This window comes from Brachybacterium horti (genome assembly GCF_054777615.1).
On record NZ_BAAHAM010000003.1, the window covers coordinates 653,749 to 676,589 of the forward strand.

Consider the following 22,841-nt stretch of genomic DNA (forward strand, 5'->3'; position numbering starts at 1 on the left):
ACTACGCCGACCAGGGATCGAACAGCGGGATGTGGGCGCGATGGAAGTCCTGGATGTTGCGGGTGACCAGCGTGAGCTCGTGAACGGCAGCCGTGGCCGCGATGAGGGCATCCATCTGGGGCATCGGATCGGGGATGTGGAGCGCGGCCGCCGCGATCGCCGCCCGCTCGTCGATCGGGATGATCCTGCCGGAGAAGGTCGGCCTGATGTCCTCGTCGAGCCACCTGCGCAGCGGCAGTGCTCCTGCGGGGTCGGCACGCTCCTTCTGCCGAATGCCGCGCTCGAGCTCGTGGATCGTGACGGCGCTGAGATGCAGCTCCTCCACTTCCTGCCGGCTCAGCCACGTGCGGACAACAGGAGAGCGCCCTGCTCGGGCATCGCTCAGCACGTTGGTATCGAGAAGGTACGTCACAGGTCGATCTCCCGCGGCGCCTCGATCCTGCGCTCCGGGAGGTCGAGGTCGATCTCTTCGGTCCCTCGGGCCCAGAGCCTGTCCCCCAGGAGCTCCCGTCTTCCGCTGAGGCGGTCGAACTCCTCCGCGGTCAGCAGCACATGGGAGCGCCGACCGTGGTCCGTGATCGTCACCGGGCCCTTCGCCGCCGCGCGTTTCGCCGCCGAGACGTCCCTGTTGAACTCACGGCTCGTGATCGTGGTCGACATCGTCACCCTCCTTTCGATGTACCTGTAGTAGGTACATTACTCCGCTCGTGTCCTCTCGACCAGACCATGCCGCTCCATCCGCGTCCCGGGATGGCGCCAGCCGAGGATCAGCTCGCGCGTGGGCTGCACGAGCCGTGGGCTGCACCAGGCCTGCGACGGCTTCACCAGGGCCCAGCCGCCGCCGATGGTCACGGCGGCATGGGCGAGGGCTCCGTGCTCGCGCCATACGAGCACCGTCCCGGGATCCCCGTCGCTCGCGGGGCTGTTGATGGGCGCGGTCCTGGCCCGGAGCCACGCCCCGAACTCGTCGCCCTGCACCCACCTCTCCGCTGCCGCCGTATCCCCTGCGGCGGCGAGCACGGTCGCGAAGCAGTTCGCCCCGGACCCACCTGCGGGGAAGGTCCCGCCGAGCGCCCGGGCGTGCGGCAGGCTCTGCCCGCACCGTTCCCAGACCTGGTCCGTCACGTCCCGGTGACGACTCCGGGGAGTGCCCGCCTCGACCCATCGCCACAGCGGCGCGTCCCCGGCCTCGGCGAGCTCCGAGGGCCATACCGGGGACGGCTTGGGCCTCATCGCCTGCCGGCGTGCGCTGAGGAGCCGACGTCGCAGACCGCTCGGCAGAGCACGGAACTCCCCCTCGTCGAGCCACGCCCAGGGCCCGCGGTAGAGGAAGAAGGTGTCGCGCACCTCGGGGGTGGGCCGGAGCATGCGCTGCGGGAGGAGCGCGCGCTCCCCGTCATCGAGGCGCTCGATCGGGAACGGCTGGACCGCGGGGGCGTACCAGCCCCGCCACTGCTCGAGGAGGGAGTCGGGCACGTCGATCCCCAGCACCCCGGCAGTCCCCCGTCCGTCCCTCATGCGCCGACCCTAGACGAGCGCGAGCCGACCCCTGCCGCGACGGCGATGGGAGGATCGGCGCCATGGCATCGCAGCCCTCGCCCTTCCTCGCCGTCCCCGCGGAGCAGCATCTCGCGGGCAACGATCTGTGCTTCGCGATCCGGGACGCTCATCCGGTCTCCCCCGGCCATGCGCTCGTCATCCCTCGGAGGCCCGTGGTGACCTGGTTCGAGGCCACGCCGGAGGAGTGAGCGCGGCGCTCGACCTCATCGAGTCGCTCAAGGCCGCCCTTGATCGCGACCTCCGTCCGGATGGCTATAACGTCGGCTTCAATGCCGGCCGGGCCGCCGGGCAGAAGGTCTTCCACGCGCATCTCCACCTCATCCCCCGGTTCGACGGGGACGTGGAGGATCCGACGGGCGGCGTGCGGCACGCCGTCGTCGGCCGCGGGCGCTACGAGATCGGGTGAGGCGGCCCGGCGCTCAGCCCAGCAGCTCCGCGACCGCGGCGTCCGAGGCGGCGAGCGCGTCGCGGTCGAAGGTCGATCCGGAGGCGAGGACCTCGTCGGCCCCGGTCGCCTCGACCAGGCGCTCGACCCGCGGGCGCAGGGTCGCGGCGGATCCCGCCCAGGCGGTCGCGAGGCCCTGCTCGACCCGGGAGGCCTCGCGAGCGGTGAGGTCGCGGGCGCGGATCGTCGCCGGGTCCTCGAGCGGCGGGAACTCGCCGGTCACGCGGGAGGCGACCATCGCCCAGATCTCCGGGAGGGCGAGCTCACGGGCCTCGGCGTCGGTGCTCGCGACGAGCAGGTCCATCGAGAGCATGACGTGGGGACGGCTCCCCCGGTGGGGGCGGAAGCCGCGGCGGTAGGCGCTGACCTGCGCGCCGAGGTCCTCGCTGTGGAGGATCGGCCCGCCGATGACGACGCCGAGGCCCAGCTGCGCCGCCGTGGTGAGGCCCGCTCCGGTCGCGAGCAGGTGCGGCGGCGGCGGCGTGGCGGCGGCCGGGCGGGCGGTGATCGGGCCGTCCCCGGCGAGGAGGTCCCGCACCTGCTCGACCTCGCGGGCGAACTCCTCGGGGCTCGCGGCGTCACGGCCCAGCGCATCCCGCACCGGGGCGGTGAAGCCGAGCGAGCGCCCCAGCCCCAGGTCCACGCGGCCCGGGGTGAGCGCCTCGAGCAGCAGGAACTGCTCGGCGACCACGAGCGGGCGGTGGTTGGGGAGCATGACGCCGCCGGAGCCCAGGCGGATCCTCGAGGTGCGCTGGCCGATCGCGGCGAGCAGCACCGCCGGGGCGGGGCTCGCGATGCCCGGCACGGCATGGTGCTCGGCGACCCAGAAGCGGCGGTAGCCGAGCGCCTCCGCGGCCACGGCCCGCTCGATGCTGTGCCCGGGCGCCGCCTGCTCGGGCAGGTCGGAGCGCGTGCGGGTGCGATCGAGGAGGGACAGTTCCACGGCATCCGCAACGCCGCGAGCCCCGCGTCTCTTCCCGTTCCGGGGCGTCCGGGCGGGTGATCCATCCCCCTCCTCCGGGCCCCGCCACGGCGCCCGTGACGTGGCTAGGCTCGCGCCATGAGCACGCCCCACGTCCCCCTGTCGATCCTCGATCTGGTCCCCCTCAGCGAGGGGCAGGACGCCCGGGAGGGGATCGCCGTCTCGATGCGCGCCGCGCAGGCCGCGGACCGCTCCGGCTACTCCCGCTACTGGTACGCCGAGCACCACAACGCGGAGTCCCTCGCCTCGAGCGCCACGAGCCTGCTGATCGACCGCGCCGCCTCCCTCACCGAGCGGATCCGGGTGGGCTCCGGCGGGATCATGCTCCCCAACCACTCCCCGCTCGCCGTCATCGAGCAGTTCGGCACGCTCGTCCAGTTCCACGGCAACCGGATCGACCTGGGCCTGGGCCGCGCGCCCGGCACCGACCAGTACACGGCGCAGCTGCTGGCCCGCACCTCCGCGGAGCCGGGTGCCTTCGTCGCCGCCGTCGAGCAGATGCGCGACTGGTCCCGGGCCGAGCCGAGCGGCCGCCTGCCGATCCGCGCCGGCGTCGCCGAGGGCACCGACGTGCCCATGTGGATCCTCGGCTCCACGACCAACGGCGCCCGGCTCGCCGCACAGCTGGGGATGCCGTTCTCCGTCGCCTCGCACTTCGCGCCCTTCCAGTACCTCGACGCGCTGCGCGTGTACCGCGAGAGCTTCAGCGCCACCCAGAGCGAGGCCGCGCAGATCGACGCGCCGCGCACGATGGTCGGCGTCAACGTCGTCATCGCACCGACGGACGCGGAGGCGCAGCACCTCTTCACCACGAACGTGCAGCAGTTCCTCGGCATCGTCACCGGGCAGCGGATGAAGACGCAGCCGCCGCGGGACCTCGAGGGCGCCTACCCCGACCACCTCATGCAGCAGGTCGAGCAGACCCTCTCGATCCGCGCCGTCGGCTCCCCGTCGAGCGTCGTCTCCCAGCTCGAGGCGATCGTCGACGCCACCGAGGCGGACGAGCTCATCGTCACCGCCAACTACTTCGACCCCGAGCACCGGATCCGCGGCATCGAGCTGCTCGCCGAGGCCTGGGGGCTCTGAGCCGCGGGGCGGCGGATGGCGGCACCTGGTAGACATCCGGGGACGACGTACGAGAGGGGGACCCCATGGCGCACCAGCACGCCCGCGCCGTCGCAGGTGCCGTGCTCACCGCTGCACTGCTGACCGGCTGCGACCTCCTCGGCGGCACGGACCGCGAGGTCGATGACTGGTCGTACGACGAGGACTCGGACCGCTACTACCGGCCGGGCCAGGTCACGCACTCCCCCGATCTGGTCGACGAGCACGTCCCGGTGCTCGAGGACGTGGCTGCGGTGACGATCGCCGAAGGACGATTCACCGACCCCGCCGAGCGGGAGCCGATCCCGGCACCCGATGACTACTGGTGGCAGGCGGTGATCGAGCTGGAGCCCACACAGGTCGACGAGCTCCTCACGGCCACGGCCGCTGCCGGCGCCTCCGACCACGGCGGTGCGGCGAGTGCGGATCCCGTCCCCGAGGAGGACGTGCTCACCACCCTCGTCCCCTCCCTCGAGGGAGAGGTCCAGGACTGTCCCGGCGGCCGGGTCGACGTGACGTCGGCGCTCGCCCGGGACTCGGGCACGAACATCTCCGACGCCGGGGACCTGCTGGATCTCGCGGTCGTGTGCGCGGGCGGGACGCAGCTGATCACCTCCGCCCGCGACATGTGACGGGAGCCGAGCCCGCTCTCGGGCGTGCCCGTGGCGACCTTCGGCCCGACCGGCTGACGACGCTCGGAAGGTCACGGCTCAGACTGCCGTGAGCACCTCGCGGATCGCCGCGAGGGTCGCCGGGATCCCGGCGCGCGCGGCCTCCTGACGGATCGCGATCTCCTCCTCGGCACGGTCGCCGTAGCGCTCCGTGAAGACCTCCAGGAGCTGCGGCGTGGTGCGCGTGTACTCGGTGAGCTCGGTGCCCTCCGGGACGGCGCGCAGCCGGAACCCCCAGACGACCCGGCCGGGGCCGACGGACCAGGCAAAGTGCTCCCCGGGCTCGTCGGCGACCACCTCGGAGGTGGTGCTCCACTCGCGCTCGGGGGTGCGGTTGTCCCCGGTGAAGCGGGCGCCGACGCCGCGGGCGTCCGAGTCCCAGGTGCAGCGCCGGCACTGCGGGCTCCACTCCCCCGTGCGCGTGACGTCGCTGATCGCGGCGTACACCTCCGCCGGCGGGACGGGGACGACGAGGGACTCCTGGATCTCGTAGGTCATGGAGTCATCCTGCCCATGCGCTGTGCCTGCGGGCCCGGCGGTCCGCACGCGGACAGCAGCGCGCCCCGACCCTCCGGAGAGGATCGGGGCCCGCTGTGCGCTCGGGTCGAGCGGCAGGTGATCAGCCGTGGGGCTGGATCACATCATGCCGCCCATGCCCCCCATGCCGCCCATCTCGTCGCCACCGGCGGGAGCCTTGACGGGCTCCGGCTTGTCGGCCACGACGGCCTCGGTGGTGAGGAACAGGCCCGCGATGGACGCCGCGTTCTGCAGCGCGGAGCGGGTGACCTTGACGGGGTCGATGATGCCGGCGACGAGGAGGTCCTCGTACTCGCCGGTCGCGGCGTTGAGGCCCTGGCCCACGGGGAGGCTCTTGACCTTCTCCGCGACGACGCCGCCCTCGAGGCCGCCGTTGACGGCGATCTGCTTGAGCGGGGCCTCGATCGCGATCTTCACGATCTTGGCGCCGGTCGCCTCGTCACCGGTGAGGCTGAGCTTGTCGAAGGTGTCCTTGCAGGCCTGCAGCAGGGCCACGCCGCCACCGGCGACGACGCCCTCCTCGACGGCCGCCTTCGCGTTGCGCACGGCGTCCTCGATGCGGTGCTTGCGCTCCTTGAGCTCGACCTCGGTCGCGGCGCCGGCCTTGATGACGGCCACGCCGCCGGCCAGCTTCGCGAGGCGCTCCTGGAGCTTCTCGCGGTCGTAGTCCGAGTCCGAGTTCTCGATCTCGGTGCGGATCTGCTTCACGCGGCCGGCGATGCGGTCGGCGTCGCCGGAGCCCTCGACGATGGTGGTCTCGTCCTTGGTGACGACGACCTTGCGGGCCTGGCCGAGCAGCTCGAGGCCGGCGGTCTCGAGGCTGAGGCCCACCTCCTCGGAGATGACCTGGCCGCCGGTGAGGATCGCCATGTCCTCGAGCATCGCCTTGCGACGGTCGCCGAAGCCGGGGGCCTTGACGGCCACGGACTTGAAGGAGCCCTTGAGCTTGTTGACGACGAGCACGGCGAGAGCCTCGGCCTCGACGTCCTCGGCGATGATCGCGAGGGGCTTGCCGGACTGGATGACCTTCTCCAGCAGCGGGAGGAGGTCCTTGACGGCGGAGACCTTGGAGGAGAGCAGGAGGATGTAGGGATCCTCGAGCACGGCCTCCTGGCGGTCGGCGTCGGTGACGAAGTAGGCGGAGATGTAGCCCTTGTCGAAGCGCATGCCCTCGGTGAGCTCCAGCTCGAGGCCCATGGTGTTGGACTCCTCGACCGTGATCACGCCCTCCTTGCCGACCTTGTCGAGCGCCTCGGCGATGAGCTCGCCGATCGCCGGGTCGGCCGCGGAGATGGCGGCGGTGTTCGCGATCTGGTCCTTGGTCTCGATCTCCTTCGCCTGCGCGAGCAGGGTCTCGGAGACGGCGGCCACGGCCTTGTCGATGCCGCGCTTGAGCGCGATCGGGTTGGCGCCGGCGGCGACGTTGCGCAGGCCCTCCTTGACCAGGGCCTGGGCGAGGACGGTGGCGGTGGTGGTGCCGTCGCCCGCGACGTCGTCCGTCTTCTTGGCGACCTCCTTGACGAGCTCCGCACCGATCTTCTCGTACGGGTCGTCGAGCTCGATCTCCTTGGCGATGGAGACGCCGTCGTTCGTGATCGTGGGGGCGCCCCAGGACTTCTCGAGGACGACGTTGCGACCCTTGGGGCCGAGGGTGACCTTGACGGCGTCAGCGAGCTGGTTCATCCCGCGCTCGAGGCCGCGACGGGCCTCCTCGTCGTAAGCGATGAGCTTGGCCATGGTGGAATCTCTCCCGTGTCTGTGATGTCCACCCGATCCAGTGCCCGCGACGGACGGCATCCGACACCGTGTTCCTGTCCCACGGCGGCGGATCCCTCACGGGATCGGAATGTTCAGAGCCCGGCACGCGGAGAGCTGTCACTCCCGTGCACCGAGTGCCAGATCATCATAAGCACTCTCGCCCCGAGAGTGCTAACCCCGTTCGCCTCGAGCACAGCGCGGTTCCCGGGCTAATGCAGAACGGGCCGCCCTGCGCCCCGGACGTGCTGTCCGGTCGGCGTGGGCGGCCCGTCCTCGGGCGCGCTGCCGGGCGTTCAGCCCTCGCCGTCGCCCGAGCCGAAGTCGTCGGCCGGCTGCTCGATCGCCACGAAGGTGATGCTCGCGTCGTACTCGTCGCTCTGGCGGGCCTCGCCGGCGCCCACCGCGTCCGCGAGGGCCTGGGCGCTCGCGGCGTCCGCCTCGTCGCGGTAGAAGACCACGGCCTCCTGCTGGCGGTTGTCCGCGGTGCCGACGTCGACCTTCTCCCAGCCGTCGTCCTCGAGGGTGCTCTGCCAGGTCCCGGCCAGGCCGTTGATGCCGCCGGCGTTGACGACGAGGACCGGGGTGGACTTGTCGGCCTCGGCGGCCGGGGACTCCGAGGCGTCGCCGCCGCCGTCGCTCTGCGCGGCCTGCGAGGAGGCGGCCGGGGTCGTGGGATCCGCGGAGCGCTCGTCCCCGCCGCGACCGAGGTTCCCGATCACGAACAGCAGCACCACCAGGGCCACGAACGCGGCCGCGATGATGACGATGTAGACCAGGTTCTGGCGCCAGAACGGCTCCTCGGCGCGGTGGGCGCCGTGGAACGAGGAGGCATCCGCCTCGTCGTCGAACCGGTCGGGCGGGTAGGGGTACTGGGAATCTGCCACGGGCCCATTGAACCAGCTCGGCCAGGGAGGTCGCGGGAGCACACGCGCCGCGTCCCGACGGAGGGTGCGGCTCAGGCCACCTGACCCGGGTCCTGCGCGACGGCGGAGGAGGGGTCCGCGGAGACGCGCCGGCCGCGCAGCCGGTGCACGAGCGCGGGGGCCGCGCGGAGCGCGTCCGGGGAGTCCAGCAGCGCGTTCAGGCGCACGTAGTAGGCGATGCGGGAGATGCCGATCTCCTCGCGGATCGCCCGCTCCTTCGCCCCCACGTAGCGGAAGGTGCGCGATTCGAGCTCGAGGATCCGGCGGTCGCTCTCGGAGAGGGCGGACGCGGACGGATCGGAGGGGAGCTCGGCGGGCATGGATCGACCCTACGGCGGCGCGCGGGGCGGGCGTCGGCGGCGCGCCGCCCGCCGCGCGGGGACCTGTCGCCCCTGCCACACTGGGACCATGCCGAGCACTCCCCGACCCCTCTCGCACACCCTCGCCGAGGACTGGGCCCGCGCCCTCGCCCCCGTGGAGGAGCGCATCCACGGGATCGGCGGCTTCCTCCGCGAGGAGGTCGCCGCGGGACACGGCTACCTGCCCGCCGGCGAGGACGTGCTGCGCGCCTTCACCACCCCGCTCGCGGACGTGCGCGTGCTGATCGTCGGCCAGGACCCCTACCCCACCCCGGGCCACCCGATCGGCCTCTCCTTCGCGGTCGAGCGGCACGTGCGCCCGCTCCCCCGCTCGCTCGTGAACATCTACAAGGAGCTCGAGGCCGATCTCGGGATCCCGCCCGCCTCCCACGGGGACCTCACCGCCTGGCAGGAGCAGGGCGTGATGCTGCTGAACCGGGTGCTCACCGTGCGGCCCGGGGCACCGGCCTCGCACCGCCGCCGCGGCTGGGAGGAGGTCACCGAGCTCGCGATCCGCTCCCTCGTGGAGCGCGGCGGTCCGCTCGTCGCCGTGCTCTGGGGCCGCGACGCGCAGTCCCTCGTGCCGATGCTGGGAGACGTGCCGCACGTGGCCTCGCCGCACCCGAGCCCGCTCTCCGCCTCCCGTGGGTTCTTCGGGTCCCGACCGTTCTCGCAGGTGAACGCCCTTCTCGAGCAGCAGGGCGCCGCGCCGGTGCACTGGCGCATCGAGCGCGGCTGAGGCTCGCCCGGGCCACTGCCCGCCGACTGTCCACAACGCACGCGGGCACGGGACGCTCGCGGTCTAGCGTGGGGCGGGGCCGACGGAGGAGGGGACCATGAGCGGCGGCACGAGCACTGCGGGACGCGCACGCGCCCTGCTGCGCTCGCTCCGGGACGATCCGCGACGGCGGGCCGGCACGATCGCCTTCCTCGTGGTCTCCGCGCTCTGGGTGGCGATCGGCGCGGGCATGGCGATCGCCCGGGGGGAGCCGGTGGGGACCGCGATCGACGGCGGCAGCTTCACCACCGTCTCCCCGGCAGGCTGGGGCTCCCGCAGCGCGCCCGCGGGCGCGGGCCTCACCCTCGTCGCCGGCCTCGAGTCCGCGGATTCCACGCAGCGCATCTCGATCCTCCGCTCGCAGGACGGCACCGGGCCCTCCGCCCTGTGCGACGCCCTGCAGGCCGGCTCGATCACCCAGGGTCTCGCCCAGGTCGGCACCGATCTCGCCGATCCCCCGCCTCTCGACGGCCGCACCACGGACCGCCGCACCCTCGAGGCCGTGCCCGTGGACGCCTATCGCGCCGATCTGGTCTGCGCGGCCGACGGCACCGCCGCGATCGCCGTGCTCACCGAGTCGGCGCCGGCCCCGGATCAGGAGCAGCCCGAGGCGGCGCGTCAGCTGCTCGAGGACTGGAGCTGGCAGGAGGGCTGAGCCGGCCCGTTCAGCCCGCGGTGACCACGAGGCTCGAGACGATCCGGGCCTCCTCGGAGGAGATCTCCTCCGCACCGTAGGTCTCCGCGACGATCTGCAGCACGCCGCCGTCCACGTCCAGGCACCAGGTCTCCGCGACGACCGGCCGGCCGTCCCACGTGCCGTGCACCCGGTGGTGCGCGGCGGGGGCGCCGCCCACCTCGGTCCGGTCGAGCTCCTCGGCGTCCTCGTGGTCGTCGAAGCCCCAGCCCAGGAACGGGGCCTGCCAGCGGCACTCGGCGACGGCCTGCCGCTCCGACTGGAACTGGTAGACGGTCACGTTGTCCCCGTGCTGCATGCCGTCGTCGTCCTCCTCCTGGCCGGCGGTGCGGCGCAGGTTCAGCTCCATGCCGGTGTCCGGGGTGCGGTCGCCCTCCGCCCAGGTGTCGGGGTGGGTGAGCGTGAAGGTGGTGCCGGTGAAGGTCACGGTCGCGGGGGCGCTGGTCGTCGCGGGCGGGTCCTCGCGACCGTCGCGACCCACGAGGTGGACGACGCCGCCGATCGTCGCGACGAGCAGCAGCACGAGCAGGAGGGCGAGACAGCCGACGGCGATCCAGATCCCCCAGCGGCGGCCCTGCGGGCCCTGACCGTTCGGACGGCCCTGCTGGGCCGACGACGGCCCCTGCGGGCCCCACTGCTCGCTCATGCGCCTCCCCGTCCCCCCGGATGATCGGGCCCATGCTACGGCGAGGGCCGCCCGCGCAGTACCGTGTCGCCATCGCCCGCGACCCCGCGCGCCCGACGCGGAGGCCACGACTCCCCTGGAGGAACCGATGCCCCTGAACTCCGCCCAGTTCACCCCGCAGGGACCGGGGGTCGACTACGACCCCCACTGGTACCGCCGCGCCGTGTTCTACGAGGTGCTCGTGCGCGCCTTCGCGGACGGCAACGGGGACGGCACGGGCGACTTCGGCGGGCTCATCGAGCGCCTCGACTACCTGCAGTGGCTGGGCATCGACTGCCTGTGGCTGCCGCCCTTCTTCGCGTCCCCGCTGCGCGACGGCGGCTACGACATCTCCGACTACGAGGCGGTGCTGCCGGAGTTCGGGTCGATCACCGACTTCGAGCGGCTCGTCTCCGAGGCGCACCGTCGGGGGATCCGCGTCATCATCGACCTGCCGATGAACCACACGAGCGACAAGCACCCGTGGTTCCTCGAGTCCCGCTCCGACCCCGAGGGCCCGTACGGGGACTTCTACGTGTGGTCGGACACCGACGAGAAGTACCAGGACGCGCGCATCATCTTCGTGGACACGGAGGAGAGCAACTGGAGCTTCGACCCGGTGCGCCGGCAGTTCTACTGGCACCGCTTCTTCTCCCACCAGCCCGACCTGAACTTCGAGAACCCCGCCGTGCGGCAGGCGATGCTCGACGTCGTGCGGTTCTGGCTGGACAAGGGCATCGACGGGTTCCGCGCGGACGCGATCCCCTACCTCTACGAGGAGGAGGGCACCGACGGCGAGAACCTCCCCGCCACCCACGCGTTCCTCGCCGAGCTGCGCGCCTTCGTCGACGAGCACTGGCCGGGCCGCGTGATCATCGCCGAGGCGAACCAGTGGCCGAGCGACGTGGTCGAGTACTTCGGCTCCGAGGAGTCCCCGGAGTGCCACATGTGCTTCCACTTCCCGGTGATGCCGCGGCTGTTCTACGCCCTGCGCGAGGGCTCCGCCCGGCACATCATCGACATCATGGCCCAGACCCCGTCGATCCCCCGCGGCGCCCAGTGGGGCACCTTCCTGCGCAACCACGACGAGCTGACCCTCGAGATGGTCTCGCCGGAGGACCGCGCGGCGATGCTCGGCTGGTACGCGCCGGACTCGCGGATGCGCGCGAACGTCGGCATCCGCCGCCGCCTCGCCCCGCTGCTGGACAACTCCCGCGCCGAGCTCGAGCTGATCCACGCCCTGCTGCTCTCGCTGCCCGGCTCGCCGTTCCTCTACTACGGGGACGAGATCGGCATGGGGGACAACATCTGGCTCGAGGACCGCGACGCGGTGCGCACCCCGATGCAGTGGACCCCCGACCGCAACGCCGGGTTCAGCGAGATCACGGACCCCGGGAAGCTGTACCTTCCAGTGGTGCAGAACCTCGTCTACCACTACGCGACCGCGAACGTGGAGGCGCAGATGGCGCACTCGAGCTCGCTGCTGCACTTCGTGCGGGGGATGCTCGCGGTGCGCCGCGCCCACGAGGCCTTCGGCATGGGCGAGTACGGGCCCGTCGCGGCGGACTCGGAGCGGGTCCTCGCCTTCACCCGCAGCTACGACGGCGCCGAGCACCGCGAGGACGCCGCCGAGCACGCCGAGACCCTGCTGTGCGTGTTCAACCTGGCGGCGCATCCCGTGACGACGACGCTCGACGTCACCGGGCTCGAGCGGCGCACCATGCGGGACCTGTTCGGCGGCCACGAGTTCCCGCCGATCGCGGAGGACGGCTCGCTCACCCTGACCCTCGGCTCGCACGGCTTCTACTGGCTCCGCGTGCGCCCGCTGCGGGAGGACGGCGAGCCGATGACCCAGACCACGGCCCTGCCGGTGATCGACGACACCGCGGTCGGGATCTGACCCGGTGGAGGTCCCGTCACGGGGCCGGCCGCGCCGCCGTCTCACCGGCGTCCGGAGGCGGGACCTGTATCGTGCTCGCCCGGACTCGGCCGAGACTGCGGCCGGGACGACGGAATCGGAGACGGATGTGACGACACCTCGAACGCCCGAGCAGGAGGCGCGCGACCCGCGCACCGCGCCGGAGCGGCTGCTCGAGCTCACGCAGAGCCATCCCGAGCTGCACGACGCCATCGTGACGAACCCGTCCTGCCCGGAGGCCGCGCGCTCGTGGATCCTCGCGACGAACCCCTCCGCGAAGCAGGCCTTCGAGCAGAGTGCCGGCTCCGCGCCCGAGGCGGGCTCCCCCTCCGCCCCCGAGGCCGACGCCGCTCCTGCGGCGGAGCCCGAGACCGGGTCCGAGACCGAGACCGACGCCGCCCCCGCTGCCGAGCCCGACACCTCGCTCGCCCCGCTCACCGCCGCGCCGGAGGCCTCCGTGCCGCTGGACGCCGGCCCGCCCACCGAGCCGCACGAGCCGGTCCCCGCGAGCAGCGGGGTGCGCATCAACGAGGGCAGCGGCGTCGTCGCCCTGCCGCCCGGCGCAGGTCGACCCTCGGCGGACCCGGCGCTGACGCGCTCCCCCGCCGCGGACGCCGACGCCGCCGCCGGCCCCGGGGACGCCCCGGAGGTGGACGCCTGGACCGTGGTCCGCCCCTCGGCCGACCCCGCGTCGCCCGGTCCCTCGACCGCGGCAGCCGCAGGGGCCGCCGCCCCGGCGCCCGAGCCCGACACCGCCCCCATGACCGCGCCGCCCACCCCCACGGCCGCCTTCCCGGCCGTCGCCGGAGCCGCCGCGGGCGGTGCTGTCGCGGGCGGTGCCGCTGCAGGTGGCTACTCCGGCGGTGCGCCGTCGGCCGGTGCGAGCGCCCCCTCGGCCCCCGCTCCCGGTCCTGCCGCCGCGGCCCCGGCCGGGCCGATCCCCTGGGGCACGAGCGGCCAGAACCCGCCGCCGACGGACGACGACGGCCGGTCCCGCCGCCGCGTCTGGTGGGCCTGCGGCGGCTGCCTGCTGCTCGCCCTGATCCTCGCGATCGTCGGCCTGCTCGCGGGACGGGCCTGGCTGAGCGACGGCGAGGACACCTACAGCCGCGACAGCACGACCTCCGCCTCCGCGGAGCCCTCGGAGCAGGAGTCCAGCGCCGCCGAGGAGCCGAGCGCCGACCCGGTCTCCCCCGCCCCGGACTCCGCCCAGGAGCTCGACGCGGTCGCCTCCCCCACCGGCAACATCACCTGCAGTCTCGAGGGCGACAGCGTGGGCTGCTCCGTGGCGGAGCACCGCTACGGCGACGACATCGAGGGCTGCGCCGACGGCCCGTTCTCGATCGTCGTGGCCGGGGAGGACGCCGCCCCGGACTGCTCCCAGGAGTTCGGCAGCGGCGCGCAGACCCTCGCCTACGGGGAGAGCGCCGTGAACGGCGACGTGGCCTGCACGAGCGAGTCCTCCGGCATGACCTGCTGGAACGTGATGACCGGGAAGGGCTTCACGGTGAGCCGCGGCTCGTACGACACCTTCTGACCCCGCCCCGGGCAGCGACCGGATCGGACCGGATCGGTAACGAGCAGGACACGGCATGGGCGAGGGCCGGCATGGCGAGGCGGCGCGGAGGGGCGATCCTTTTTCGGCCCACGCGGCCCGCGACCGCACACGGGTCAATCAGGCGAAGTATCGGACAGGTGTCCGACCTTCCTGCCACACTCCTCACCAATCGGGCATCTCGCCCGTCGAACGGTGAGGAAGGGATGCACGGTGGACTTCGACGAGGCCATCGCGGATATCGCGAGCAAGATCATCAGCCAGGGACCGTCGATCGAGACGGAGGAGGCGACCAAGAACGCCTTCATCATGCCGTTCATCTCGCGGGTCCTGGGCTACGACGTCTTCAATCCGCTGGAGGTGGTCCCGGAGTTCACGGCCGACCACGGCACCAAGCGGGGCGAGAAGGTCGACTACGCGATCATGAAGGACGGCGAGGTCCAGATCCTCATCGAGTGCAAGCGCATCGGGGACCCGCTGCACATCAAGCACGCCTCGCAGCTGTTCCGGTACTTCTCGGTCACCAACGCCCGGATCGGCGTGCTGACCAACGGGCAGGTGTTCAACTTCTACACGGACCTCGACAAGCCCAACATGATGGACGACCGCCCGTTCCTCGTGCTCGACCTGGCCGACATCGACGAGACGATCCTCCCCGAGCTGCGCAAGCTCACGAAGGGGACCTTCAACCTCGACTCCGTGATCAGCTCCGCCGAGGAGCTGAAGTACGTGGGCGCTCTCCGACGCGAGATCGCGGACGAGTTCCGCGAGCCGGCACCCGAGCTCGTCAAGATGCTCATGGGACGCGTCTCCGACCGTCGGGGCACGGCGGAGAACATCCGCCAGTTCACGGAGCTGACCTCGAAGGCGATGAAGCAGTTCCTCAAGGAGCAGGTGAACGCCCGTCTCAAGTCGGCGCTCGGGGAGGCGGAGCCCGCGCCGCTCGTCGCGGGCGCACCGGCACCGGACGCGGAGGCCGAGGTCGCCGCGACGAACGCCGACGAGGCGACCGGCCCCGCCGACGTCGTCACCACCGAGCAGGAGCTCGCCGGCTACCAGATCATCAAGGCGATCGCCTGCAGCGACGTGAAGCCGCAGCGCATCACCCATCGGGATTCGAAGACCTACTTCGCGATCATGCTGGACGACAACAACCGCAAGTCCATCGCCCGCCTGTGGTTCAACGGGAAGTCCCGCAAGCACCTGGGCCTGTTCGACGAGAACAAGGTGGAGACCCGGTACCTGCTCGAGGACCTCGACGACATCTACCGCTACGCCGAGCAGATCCGCGACACGGTGCGGCGCCACGCCGGGGACCAGGTCCCGGTCCCCGTCGAGGCCTGAACCGTCCCCGTGACGCAGGGAGTCCCCCTGCCAGTATCACGGGCAGGGGGACTCTCTCTCGAGCTGGAGACGGGAATCGAACCCGCAACCGCCTGTTTACAAGACAGGTGCGCTACCGTTGCGCCACTCCAGCGGGCCGGGGCCGATCAGCGCGCCGATCGACCCCGGAATGGTAGCGGAGAGCAGGGCTCCCCGCCCATGTCAGCGTCCGCTGTCGGAGGCGCCACCGGCGTCGGAGGCGGAGGATCCCGCCGCCTCGAGCACGGCCTGCTTGAAGGCGCCCTCGGTGTAGTAGTCCTCGAAGACGGTGCCGTCGATCGCGACGTACGGGGTGGAGCTCGCGAGGTCGGCGCCGTAGGGCTCCGCCGCCTTGCGCACGTAGCCCCAGTAGGTCTTGGAGCTCATGCAGCTGCTCACCTCGTCGCTCGCGCCCGCCTGCTTGGCGTACTCGAGGATCTGGTCGTCGGTGAGCCCCGCGGAGCCCTCCGCCGGCTGGTTCTCGTACATGAGGGTCGTGAACGCGAGGGCGTTGTCCGGGTTCTCCTCGTACACGCACACGAGCGCGTTCGCGGCGCGTGTGGAGTAGTCGCCGCTCGTGGAGTTCGCGTCGAGGAAGCGGCGCGGCGTGAGGTGCAGCGTCATCTGGTCGTTCTCGACGAGCTCCTGGATGTCCGCGGAGTTCACGCCGTCGAACTGCCCGCAGTAGGGACACATGAAGTCGAGGTTCAGGTCCACGACGGGGGCGCCGGAGCCCTCCTCCGCACCGAAGGTGAGGTACGGGGCGTCCTCGCTCACGCCGGTCGGCATGGTCACCGGCTGCTTGTCCGCCGTGGCGGCACGGTAGATGAACAGGCCCGCGACGGAGAGCAGGGCGAGCGCGATCACCGTGATGACGGCGATGATGATGATCCGCACCGAGCGCTGACGGCGCAGCTCGGCCTGGCGCTGCTGGCGCAGCGCCTCGCGCTGCGCCTCGCGACGCTCGCTCGCGGACTTCGGGGATCCGGACGCCATGGTCTCTCCTTGCGCCGTGCGGCGGTCGAGGGTGGGAACGCCGCGAGTGTATCCGTGGAACCTTCGACGATCCCGGGACGGGAGACCCGGCCCACGCCGACCGCTCAGCGGCGCCAGAAGGCGATGGACTCGAGGGTCGGCCCGGAGGAGAACGGGAAGTAGTCGACCATGCCCTGGCGCGCACCGATCGTCGCGACGACCGCGACGAGCAGGAGCAGCAGCAGGCCCAGCAGGACGGCCGTCCAGGTGCGGTCCGGGGCGGCCGCGTCAACCATCCGGTGGGCGCCCAGTCTCGTGGTGCGCGAGCCGATCCCGACCCAGGTCAGCAGGGTCGTGATGCCGACGGCGGTGCCGAGGGCGACGCCGTCCGGCAGGGCGGTCCCGGTCCCGAGGTACGTGGCGGCGTCCACCGCGACGCCGACGAGCAGGCCCAGCAGCAGCGGCAGCACCGCCTGGAGCGCCGTCTCCGCGACGCCCTGCAGGAACCGGAAGGGCGCCGCGGTGCCCGCCGCCCAGAGCGGCCCGGCCCCCGAGGAGCCGCGCATCCGTCGTGCGGCGACGGACCGGTGCGAGCGCTCCCAGGTGCGGGCGGCGCCGCCCAGCAGCAGCAGGAGCACGAGGGCGATGTAGGGGGCGATGACGCCGAGTCCGATCAGCAGCAGGTGGCCGAGCCACACGAGCACCGGCCGGCGGGGCGGCGGCGGGACGGGCTGCGGCGCCATGCCGTACGGGGCCATCTGCCCGTACGGCTGCGGGGCCGGGTAGGGCGACGGGGCGGAGGTCTGCGCCGGGTACGGGGAGGCCACCGGGGCGGTCACGGGATAGCCGGCGAGGCCGCCGTCGGGCCCGCGCTGCACGGGTCGCTGCGGATCGTGGGAGCGCGGGTCGTTCCCGCTCGGGGTCGGGGTGGGGACCGGCCGGGGCGGCGCGGCGAGCTCCTCCTGGATCACGGGCAGGCGCATGGTGGGCGACTCGACGACGGGGAGCGCCTCGGTGCGCGGCGCCTCGGTCGGCGCGTCGTACCCGCCACCCGGCTGCTCGCGCACCGCCTCCGCGCGGGTCGCGCCGGCGTCGTCGATGCGCGGCAGCGTCTCGGTGCGGTCGCCGTCCGCGACGACGGGGAGCACCTGGGTGGCCTCCGGTCCGGGGGCGCCGGCGCCCGTCGCGGGGTCGTCGGCGGCATCAGCATCAGCATCAGCATCAGCACCGTCGTCGGCGACGGGGAGGACGGTGGTCGCCCCGTCGCCACCTTCCCCGCTCGCCGCCTCGTCCCCGGGCGCCTCCGACGGTGTCGCCGCGGCGGCGCCGGCAGCGGCCGCGCCGGCGGGGAGCACGGCGGTGCGGCCGTCGGCCCCGAAGGCCTCGGTCTCCCCCGCGTCCTCGAAACGGGTCAGGTCGAGATCCGCGAGCTTCGCGAGGTGCGTCGCCGGGTCGGGACGCCGCGCGGGATCCGCCTGCAGCGCCTCCCGCAGCCAGGCGGCGAGCTCGACGGGCAGCCCGTCGACGTCGATCTCCCCGCGGTCCGCGCGCAGGAACACCAGATCCGCGCGGCCGCTGCCATAGGGCTCGCGGCCCGTCGCCGCATAGGCGAGCATCGCCGCGAGGGACCACCAGTCCCCCGCCTCCGCGGTGTGGTTGGTGCGCACCACCTCGGGGTCGAGGTAGGCGGCGGTGCCCATGACGAGCCCGGTCGAGGTCAGCCGGGACTCCTCCGCGGCGATCGCGATCCCGAAGTCGATGATCACGGGGTCCAGGCGGTCGCCCTCGGGGTCGAAGCCGTCGAGGTCCCGCGGGCGGGCGCCGCGCAGCAGCACGTTGGAGGGCTTGAGGTCGCGGTGGATGACCCCGGCGGCGTGGATGACGCGCAGGGCGTCGCCGAGCACGAGCCCCACCTCCCGCACGGCCTCGGGGTGCAGCCCGCCCCGCTCGCGCACGGCGTCCTCGAGGGTGGGGCCGGGGACGAACTCGGTGACCACGAAGGCGTCCGGCGAGTCGAGCTCCGCGTCGAGGATCCTCACGATCGACTCGCTGCGCACGAGCTTCTGGGCGGCGACCTCGCGGGCGAGGCGCTCGCGGGCGCGGGGATCGTCGGCGATGTCGTGGCGCAGCAGCTTGATCGCGACCTCGCGGCCGTCGGCGTCGTGGGCGCGGTAGACGATGCCCATGCCGCCCGCGCCGATGCGCTCCTCGATCCGGTAGCCGGACTCCTCGGCGAGCGCGCCGAGCCGGGGATCGCGGCGGGGCGTGCGCTGGCGTCGGGTCTCCTCCATGCGCGCCATGCTACGGAACGGGCCGCGCGGCGACGTGCATCCGGGGCGGACCTTCACGAGGCGCACGCAGGCTCCGCACAGGGTGCGGGGCGGTCCCGGCTGTGGGACGATGCGCACGGCCGCGCGGGAGCGGCCGTGCGGCCGGAGCCGACCCCCGGGCGCGGAAGGGTGGGTCCCATGCGCTCGAACCTCTTCGACGCCACGAACCAGGAGCGCCAGACGACGGACCGCTGGGCGCTGCAGTCCTCGAAGATGCTGCGCTGCGCGCTGCAGCCGCAGTCCCCGGAGATCATCGCCGCCGCGGGCGCGATGGTCGCCTACCAGGGTCAGATGGACTTCGCCTACCAGGGCTCCGGCGGCGGCATGAAGCTCCTGAAGAAGCTCGCGACCGGCGAGGGCGGCAACCTCATGCACGTGCGCGGCCAGGGCGAGGTGTTCTTCGCGAAGAACGCCGAGGAGATCTTCCTGCTCCAGCTCGAGGGCGACGCGATCACGCTGAACACGAAGAACCTCCTCGCCTTCGACTCCTCGATCCAGTGGGACATCCGTTCCCTGGGCGCCGGCGGCTTCATGGCGGGCGGGCTGTTCAACCTCTTCCTCCAGGGACAGGGCATGGTCGCGGTGACCTCCGACGGCCCGCCGATGCTCCTGGACTGCTCGCAGCAGCCCACCTACGTCGACCCGCAGGCGGCCGTCTGCTGGTCCGCGAACCTGCAGCCGCAGATCAAGAACGACTTCAAGATGGGCTCGCTCATCGGCCGCGGCTCCGGCGAGTCCTTCCAGCTGGGCTTCCACGGACCGGGCTTCGTCGTCGTCCAGCCATCCGAGGGCGCCCCGGTCGTCTCGACGTCCTGACCTGCCGGGACCGGCGACGGCCACCCGGGGGTGGGCATGCGCCCCGCTCCCGGGCGGCCCGCCTACGATGACGCCGTGACCATCGCGATCCCGACCGCGCCCGCTCGCGCGCTCGACGCCCTCGGCCCCGCCGGCCGGCGTCGCGCCGCGGCGGCGGCCGGCTCGCTGTTCGCCTCCGACGTCTCCGTCCCCTCCCCCGCCCTGGACCCGGTGCCGGTGGTGCTCGGGCCGGAGGAGTGGGAGGAGCTCTCCGCGGGCCTCGTCCAGCGGGCCCGGCTGCTGGACGCGCTGCACGCCGATCTCTACGGGCCTCGCACCGTGCTCGGCAGCGACGTCGCCCCGGCCGCCGCGCTGCTCGCCGACCCCGCGTACCTGCGCACCGCCACCTCGATCCCCTCCCGCGGCGGCACCCACCTGCTCGCGCTCGGCTGCACGGTGCAGCGCGCCGCCGACGGCGGATGGCAGGTCCTCGCCGACCACACGGACGTGCCCGACGGCGCCGGCCTCGCCCTCGAGCTGCGCCGCGCCCTCTCCCGCAGCGCCCCCGAGCTGTACTCCTCGACCGCACTGCGGCGCCTGCACCCCTTCATGGACGGCATGCGCTCCGCGCTCCACCAGCGCAGCCGGGCCGAGGGCCGCGCCGGCCGCGCCGTGGTGCTCACGGACAGCACCGATCCGCTGCGCGCCTTCGACCACCACTGGTTCGCGAACCTGCTCGGAGCGCCCGTCGTCTCCGTGACGGACCTCCGCACCGGCTCCGGCTCGCTCTCGCTGCGGCTCCCGGGCGCCGACCCCGACCCCGGGGACGGCATCGACGCGCTCGTGCGGCTCGTGCCCTCCTCCCTCCTGGACCCGCTGGACCTCGGGCCCACCCCGCTGGGCGGCGTGACGGGGCTCGTCGAAGCCGCCCGCTGCGGGGACGTGGAGATCCTCAACCCGCTGGGGGCGGGGATCCTCGAGAACCCCGCGCTCGCGCGCGCCCTGCCGGACCTGTGCCGGCAGCTGCTCCACGAGGACCTGCTTCTGCGCCCCGCGGAGGACGGACCGTCTGAACCCGGGGCGGCCCCCGCGACCACGGCGCCCTCGACCGCGCCGTCCCTGGACCCCGCGGGCGGCGACGCGCTCGTCGAGCGCCCGGTGCGGCTCCAGCTCCTCGTCATGGCGGGGGCCGACGGCTTCGAGGTCATGCCCGGCGGGATCGCCCGCACCGCGGACGCCGCCCCCGAGACGCTCAAGGACGTCTGGGTCGCCGTCCCGCCGAGCTCCTCCGCGGGCGCGGACCCGCACGATGCGACCGGCGCGGTCCACGCCCCGGGCGCGGACGACGCCCCCACGGGCCTCTCGCCCTACCCGGCGATGACCCGCTCGGTGGGCTCGGACCTCTTCTGGTTCGGCCGCTACCTCGAGCGGGTCGACTCGACCGCGCGACTGCTGCGCACGGTCCTGGACTCCACGAACGACCTCTCGGCGGAGACCGGCCGGGCCCCGCGCACCGCGCTCGCCGTGCTGCTCGAGGCGACGACCGACGTCACCACGACCTTCCCCGGCTTCCACACGATCGACGTGCACGACACCGGCGCTGTGCGCGACGAGATCCGCAGCCTGCTCCACGACACGGGCCGCCCCGGCTCGCTCGCGCAGTCCTTCGCCGCGCTCGCCCACACCACGCGCGGACTGCGGGACCTCGTCTCGGACAGCGTCTGGCCCTCGATCTCCCGCATGCGCGGCCGCATCCGTGCGCTCGGCGGGGCCGACGAGCCCCTCGAGCAGGGCCTCACCGACATGGTCGACGGCTGCCTCGCGCTCTCCGGCGCGGTCGCGGACTCCATGCCCCGCGACCTCGGCTGGGACCTCACCGAGACGGGCCGGAGGATCGAGCGGACCTCCGCCCTGCTCGCCCTGCTCAAGGCCGCCCTCGGTGGTCGCCGCAGCGCCGCCGCGGAGGCCCGGGTCACGGCCGCCGTCGTCGCGATCACGGAGTCCGGCGCGACCTACCGCCGCACGTACCACGCGGCGGTCCAGCCCGAGCTGCTGCTCGAGCTGCTGATCGGCGACGCGACGCTCCCCCGCTCCCTCGCCTTCCAGCTCGACCGGCTCGGCGCCGTGCTCGACCGCCTCCCGGAGCGGACCCCCGCCGTCGAGCTCCGCGCCCCGCTCGCGGCGCTGCGCAGCCGCGTGGGCGCCTGGCAGCCGCGCGAGCTGCTCACGCCCCGCGACGAGGAGCCCGGCTCCCCCACCGGGCTCGTCGCCGAGGCGGGCGCCGCCATGGAGTCCGTGCGCGAGCTGTCCACCGCCCTGGAGAACCGGTTCTTCCGCGCCTCCGAGTCCACCTCCCCCTGGGGGTTCGACGATGTCTGAGAAGCTGCCCCGCATCCCCCTGCGCGATGAGAGCCCCGACGCCCCGGCGATCGATTACCGCGTCCACCATCTCACCGCGTACCGCTACGCGAAGGCGGTCTCCCGCAACTACGGCCGCGCCCACGTGGAGCCCCGCGCGACCCCGCACCAGCGGGTGCTCTCCCACGAGGTGACCGTGGACCCGGCGCCCGCCCGCCTCACCGCGCACACCGACTTCTTCGGCAACTCCTCGACCTACCTGCTCGTGGACGAGCCGCACGAGCACCTCGACGTGCACTCCCGGGCCGTGGTCTCCGTCGCGGAGCGCCGCTATCCCGCGGAGACCCTCCAGCGGCCCTGGGAGCAGTGCACCCCGGAGCACTGGGGCCCGCTCATGCCGGCGGAGAGCATCGACTTCACCCACCCCTCGCCGCGTGTGCCCGCGCTCGCCGCCGCGCAGGAGCTCGCCCAGGAGGTGCTCACGCCCGAGCGCCCGATCGGGGAGGCGCTCGCGGCGCTGACCGGGATGATCTTCCGGGAGTTCACCTACGACTCCGCCGCCACGACCGTCACCTCGACGCTCGAGGAGGTGCTCCAGGCGCGGCACGGCGTGTGCCAGGACTTCGCGCACGCCGGGGTCGCCGCGGCGCGCGCCGCGGGCCTCGCGGCGCGCTACGTCTCGGGCTACCTGCGCACGGCCCCCGCGGCGGACGGCGCCCTCGTCACGGAGCCGGCGGGCGAGATGATCGGCTCCGCCGCCTCCCACGCGTGGCTGAGCGTGCTCGTGCCGGGCACCGGCTGGGTGGACATCGACCCCACGAACAACACCTTCGTGGACCAGCGCTTCGTCACGACGGCCTGGGGCCGCGACTACGCGGACGTCCCTCCGCTGAAGGGCATCGTCGTGGGCCCGCCGGGGGCGAGCAGCACGCTCCGGGTCGCCGTCGGCGTGGTCCCGCAGCCCGCCGCCGACCGTCCGGCCGGGCCGGATACGGGGGAAACCGCCTCCCGCGGGGGTCAGGGGGAATAGCCTGAGGGCGCATTTCCCGCCATCCCCTCCCCTGCCGGACGGA

The 22,841-nt window shown here is 73.2% G+C and carries 23 protein-coding genes and 1 tRNA gene; 12 read left to right on the forward strand and 12 right to left on the reverse strand.

From position 1 onward, the window contains the following. Position 1: 1 nt before the first annotated feature. From ACYVAP_RS12415 to ACYVAP_RS12425, 3 genes are read right to left on the reverse strand one after another with little or no spacing between them, the layout of a single operon-like run. Positions 2-412, reverse strand: a complete 411-nt coding sequence (locus ACYVAP_RS12415; RefSeq protein ID WP_498860856.1) for a type II toxin-antitoxin system VapC family toxin — start codon at positions 410-412, stop codon at positions 2-4. Beyond that, on the reverse strand, positions 409-660 hold the full coding sequence (locus tag ACYVAP_RS12420; protein ID WP_264450096.1) for a type II toxin-antitoxin system prevent-host-death family antitoxin: 252 nt from the start codon (positions 658-660) through the stop codon (positions 409-411). Before ACYVAP_RS12420 ends, ACYVAP_RS12415 begins: the two co-directional genes overlap by 4 nt. A 36-nt stretch (positions 661-696) precedes the next feature. Next, the gene (locus ACYVAP_RS12425) at positions 697-1,518 is read right to left on the reverse strand and encodes a hypothetical protein (RefSeq protein ID WP_498860857.1); all 822 of its coding nucleotides are present in this window, start codon (positions 1,516-1,518) and stop codon (positions 697-699) included. Between the two features lie 62 nt (positions 1,519-1,580). Between ACYVAP_RS12425 and ACYVAP_RS12430 the strand changes: the two genes are divergently transcribed. Both ACYVAP_RS12430 and ACYVAP_RS12435 read left to right on the forward strand, forming a co-directional pair. Further along, the gene (locus tag ACYVAP_RS12430) at positions 1,581-1,748 is read left to right on the forward strand and encodes an HIT family protein (RefSeq protein WP_498860858.1); all 168 of its coding nucleotides are present in this window, start codon (positions 1,581-1,583) and stop codon (positions 1,746-1,748) included. Then, complete coding sequence (locus tag ACYVAP_RS12435) at positions 1,745-1,966, forward strand: HIT family protein (RefSeq protein ID WP_498860859.1); 222 nt, start codon at positions 1,745-1,747, stop codon at positions 1,964-1,966. Before ACYVAP_RS12430 ends, ACYVAP_RS12435 begins: the two co-directional genes overlap by 4 nt. Before the next feature lie 13 nt (positions 1,967-1,979). Here the strand turns inward: ACYVAP_RS12435 and ACYVAP_RS12440 are convergent, their stop codons facing one another. Continuing rightward, on the reverse strand, positions 1,980-2,948 hold the full coding sequence (locus ACYVAP_RS12440) for an LLM class oxidoreductase (protein WP_498860860.1): 969 nt from the start codon (positions 2,946-2,948) through the stop codon (positions 1,980-1,982). Positions 2,949-3,065: 117 nt separating this feature from the next. Between ACYVAP_RS12440 and ACYVAP_RS12445 the strand changes: the two genes are divergently transcribed. Both ACYVAP_RS12445 and ACYVAP_RS12450 read left to right on the forward strand, forming a co-directional pair. Next, positions 3,066-4,073, forward strand: coding sequence for an LLM class flavin-dependent oxidoreductase (locus ACYVAP_RS12445; protein ID WP_498860861.1), 1,008 nt, complete (start codon positions 3,066-3,068; stop codon positions 4,071-4,073). 65 nt (positions 4,074-4,138) lie between these two features. Then, positions 4,139-4,723, forward strand: coding sequence for a hypothetical protein (locus ACYVAP_RS12450; protein WP_498860862.1), 585 nt, complete (start codon positions 4,139-4,141; stop codon positions 4,721-4,723). A 78-nt stretch (positions 4,724-4,801) separates the two neighbouring features. On the opposite strand, the gene ACYVAP_RS12455 is transcribed toward ACYVAP_RS12450, so the two are convergent. From ACYVAP_RS12455 to ACYVAP_RS12470, 4 genes are all read right to left on the reverse strand, one after another. Further along, positions 4,802-5,260, reverse strand: coding sequence for an SRPBCC family protein (locus ACYVAP_RS12455; RefSeq protein ID WP_498860863.1), 459 nt, complete (start codon positions 5,258-5,260; stop codon positions 4,802-4,804). Positions 5,261-5,398: 138 nt separating this feature from the next. Further along, positions 5,399-7,036, reverse strand: coding sequence for a chaperonin GroEL (groL, locus tag ACYVAP_RS12460; protein ID WP_498860864.1), 1,638 nt, complete (start codon positions 7,034-7,036; stop codon positions 5,399-5,401). A 314-nt stretch (positions 7,037-7,350) separates the two neighbouring features. Next, positions 7,351-7,941 (reverse strand): LytR C-terminal domain-containing protein, encoded by a 591-nt coding sequence (locus tag ACYVAP_RS12465; protein WP_498860865.1) that lies wholly within the window; start codon positions 7,939-7,941, stop codon positions 7,351-7,353. A gap of 71 nt (positions 7,942-8,012) precedes the next feature. Continuing rightward, positions 8,013-8,300, reverse strand: a complete 288-nt coding sequence (locus tag ACYVAP_RS12470) for a DUF3263 domain-containing protein (RefSeq protein ID WP_462589912.1) — start codon at positions 8,298-8,300, stop codon at positions 8,013-8,015. An 88-nt stretch (positions 8,301-8,388) separates the two neighbouring features. On the opposite strand from ACYVAP_RS12470, the gene ACYVAP_RS12475 reads away from it, so the two are divergent. Together ACYVAP_RS12475 and ACYVAP_RS12480 are read left to right on the forward strand one after the other, a co-directional pair. Then, positions 8,389-9,078 carry a uracil-DNA glycosylase gene (locus ACYVAP_RS12475; RefSeq protein WP_498860866.1) on the forward strand — a complete coding sequence of 230 codons (690 nt, stop codon included), beginning with the start codon at positions 8,389-8,391 and terminating at the stop codon, positions 9,076-9,078. A gap of 97 nt (positions 9,079-9,175) precedes the next feature. Further along, positions 9,176-9,772, forward strand: a complete 597-nt coding sequence (locus tag ACYVAP_RS12480; protein WP_498860867.1) for a hypothetical protein — start codon at positions 9,176-9,178, stop codon at positions 9,770-9,772. 10 nt (positions 9,773-9,782) lie between these two features. Here the strand turns inward: ACYVAP_RS12480 and ACYVAP_RS12485 are convergent, their stop codons facing one another. Beyond that, a complete protein-coding gene (locus ACYVAP_RS12485) occupies positions 9,783-10,457 on the reverse strand; it encodes a hypothetical protein (protein WP_498860868.1) in 675 nt (224 codons plus the stop codon). Between the two features lie 127 nt (positions 10,458-10,584). Between ACYVAP_RS12485 and treS the strand changes: the two genes are divergently transcribed. The 3 genes from treS to ACYVAP_RS12500 all read left to right on the forward strand — a co-directional run bounded on the left by treS (position 10,585) and on the right by ACYVAP_RS12500 (position 15,292). Then, positions 10,585-12,375 carry a maltose alpha-D-glucosyltransferase gene (gene treS, locus ACYVAP_RS12490; protein WP_498860869.1) on the forward strand — a complete coding sequence of 597 codons (1,791 nt, stop codon included), beginning with the start codon at positions 10,585-10,587 and terminating at the stop codon, positions 12,373-12,375. Between the two features lie 127 nt (positions 12,376-12,502). Beyond that, complete coding sequence (locus tag ACYVAP_RS12495) at positions 12,503-13,930, forward strand: variant leucine-rich repeat-containing protein (protein WP_498860870.1); 1,428 nt, start codon at positions 12,503-12,505, stop codon at positions 13,928-13,930. A 231-nt stretch (positions 13,931-14,161) separates the two neighbouring features. Next, entirely contained in the window at positions 14,162-15,292 is a 1,131-nt protein-coding gene (locus ACYVAP_RS12500) for a type I restriction endonuclease (protein WP_498860871.1), read from the forward strand. Between the two features lie 61 nt (positions 15,293-15,353). On the opposite strand, the gene ACYVAP_RS12505 is transcribed toward ACYVAP_RS12500, so the two are convergent. From ACYVAP_RS12505 to ACYVAP_RS12515, 3 genes are all read right to left on the reverse strand, one after another. Then, a tRNA-Thr gene (locus tag ACYVAP_RS12505) sits at positions 15,354-15,425 on the reverse strand. Between the two features lie 68 nt (positions 15,426-15,493). Beyond that, entirely contained in the window at positions 15,494-16,306 is an 813-nt protein-coding gene (locus ACYVAP_RS12510; protein ID WP_498860872.1) for a DsbA family protein, read from the reverse strand. A 104-nt stretch (positions 16,307-16,410) separates the two neighbouring features. Continuing rightward, positions 16,411-18,576, reverse strand: coding sequence for a serine/threonine-protein kinase (locus tag ACYVAP_RS12515; protein WP_498860873.1), 2,166 nt, complete (start codon positions 18,574-18,576; stop codon positions 16,411-16,413). Between the two features lie 177 nt (positions 18,577-18,753). Between ACYVAP_RS12515 and ACYVAP_RS12520 the strand changes: the two genes are divergently transcribed. The 3 genes from ACYVAP_RS12520 (at position 18,754) to ACYVAP_RS12530 (ending at position 22,798) form a co-directional block, all read left to right on the forward strand. Next, positions 18,754-19,431: an AIM24 family protein gene (locus ACYVAP_RS12520; protein ID WP_498860874.1), complete on the forward strand. Its 678-nt coding sequence runs from the start codon at positions 18,754-18,756 to the stop codon at positions 19,429-19,431. Positions 19,432-19,506: 75 nt separating this feature from the next. Then, the gene (locus ACYVAP_RS12525; protein ID WP_498860875.1) at positions 19,507-21,789 is read left to right on the forward strand and encodes a circularly permuted type 2 ATP-grasp protein; all 2,283 of its coding nucleotides are present in this window, start codon (positions 19,507-19,509) and stop codon (positions 21,787-21,789) included. Next, complete coding sequence (locus ACYVAP_RS12530; RefSeq protein ID WP_498860876.1) at positions 21,782-22,798, forward strand: transglutaminase family protein; 1,017 nt, start codon at positions 21,782-21,784, stop codon at positions 22,796-22,798. The genes ACYVAP_RS12525 and ACYVAP_RS12530 overlap by 8 nt, the downstream gene beginning before the upstream one ends. Positions 22,799-22,841: the final 43 nt, after the last annotated feature.

Coding starts and splice junctions, on each gene's coding strand:
- ACYVAP_RS12480 (WP_498860867.1), top strand. CDS start 9,176: ATGAGCGGCGGCACGAGCACTGCGGGACGCGCACGCGCCCTGCTGCGC.
- ACYVAP_RS12515 (WP_498860873.1), bottom strand. CDS start 18,576: ATGGAGGAGACCCGACGCCAGCGCACGCCCCGCCGCGATCCCCGGCTC.
- ACYVAP_RS12425 (WP_498860857.1), bottom strand. CDS start 1,518: ATGAGGGACGGACGGGGGACTGCCGGGGTGCTGGGGATCGACGTGCCC.
- ACYVAP_RS12530 (WP_498860876.1), top strand. CDS start 21,782: ATGTCTGAGAAGCTGCCCCGCATCCCCCTGCGCGATGAGAGCCCCGAC.
- ACYVAP_RS12455 (WP_498860863.1), bottom strand. CDS start 5,260: ATGACCTACGAGATCCAGGAGTCCCTCGTCGTCCCCGTCCCGCCGGCG.
- ACYVAP_RS12445 (WP_498860861.1), top strand. CDS start 3,066: ATGAGCACGCCCCACGTCCCCCTGTCGATCCTCGATCTGGTCCCCCTC.
- ACYVAP_RS12520 (WP_498860874.1), top strand. CDS start 18,754: ATGCGCTCGAACCTCTTCGACGCCACGAACCAGGAGCGCCAGACGACG.
- treS (WP_498860869.1), top strand. CDS start 10,585: ATGCCCCTGAACTCCGCCCAGTTCACCCCGCAGGGACCGGGGGTCGAC.
- ACYVAP_RS12450 (WP_498860862.1), top strand. CDS start 4,139: ATGGCGCACCAGCACGCCCGCGCCGTCGCAGGTGCCGTGCTCACCGCT.
- ACYVAP_RS12430 (WP_498860858.1), top strand. CDS start 1,581: ATGGCATCGCAGCCCTCGCCCTTCCTCGCCGTCCCCGCGGAGCAGCAT.
- ACYVAP_RS12485 (WP_498860868.1), bottom strand. CDS start 10,457: ATGAGCGAGCAGTGGGGCCCGCAGGGGCCGTCGTCGGCCCAGCAGGGC.
- ACYVAP_RS12470 (WP_462589912.1), bottom strand. CDS start 8,300: ATGCCCGCCGAGCTCCCCTCCGATCCGTCCGCGTCCGCCCTCTCCGAG.
- ACYVAP_RS12420 (WP_264450096.1), bottom strand. CDS start 660: ATGTCGACCACGATCACGAGCCGTGAGTTCAACAGGGACGTCTCGGCG.
- ACYVAP_RS12475 (WP_498860866.1), top strand. CDS start 8,389: ATGCCGAGCACTCCCCGACCCCTCTCGCACACCCTCGCCGAGGACTGG.
- groL (WP_498860864.1), bottom strand. CDS start 7,036: ATGGCCAAGCTCATCGCTTACGACGAGGAGGCCCGTCGCGGCCTCGAG.
- ACYVAP_RS12510 (WP_498860872.1), bottom strand. CDS start 16,306: ATGGCGTCCGGATCCCCGAAGTCCGCGAGCGAGCGTCGCGAGGCGCAG.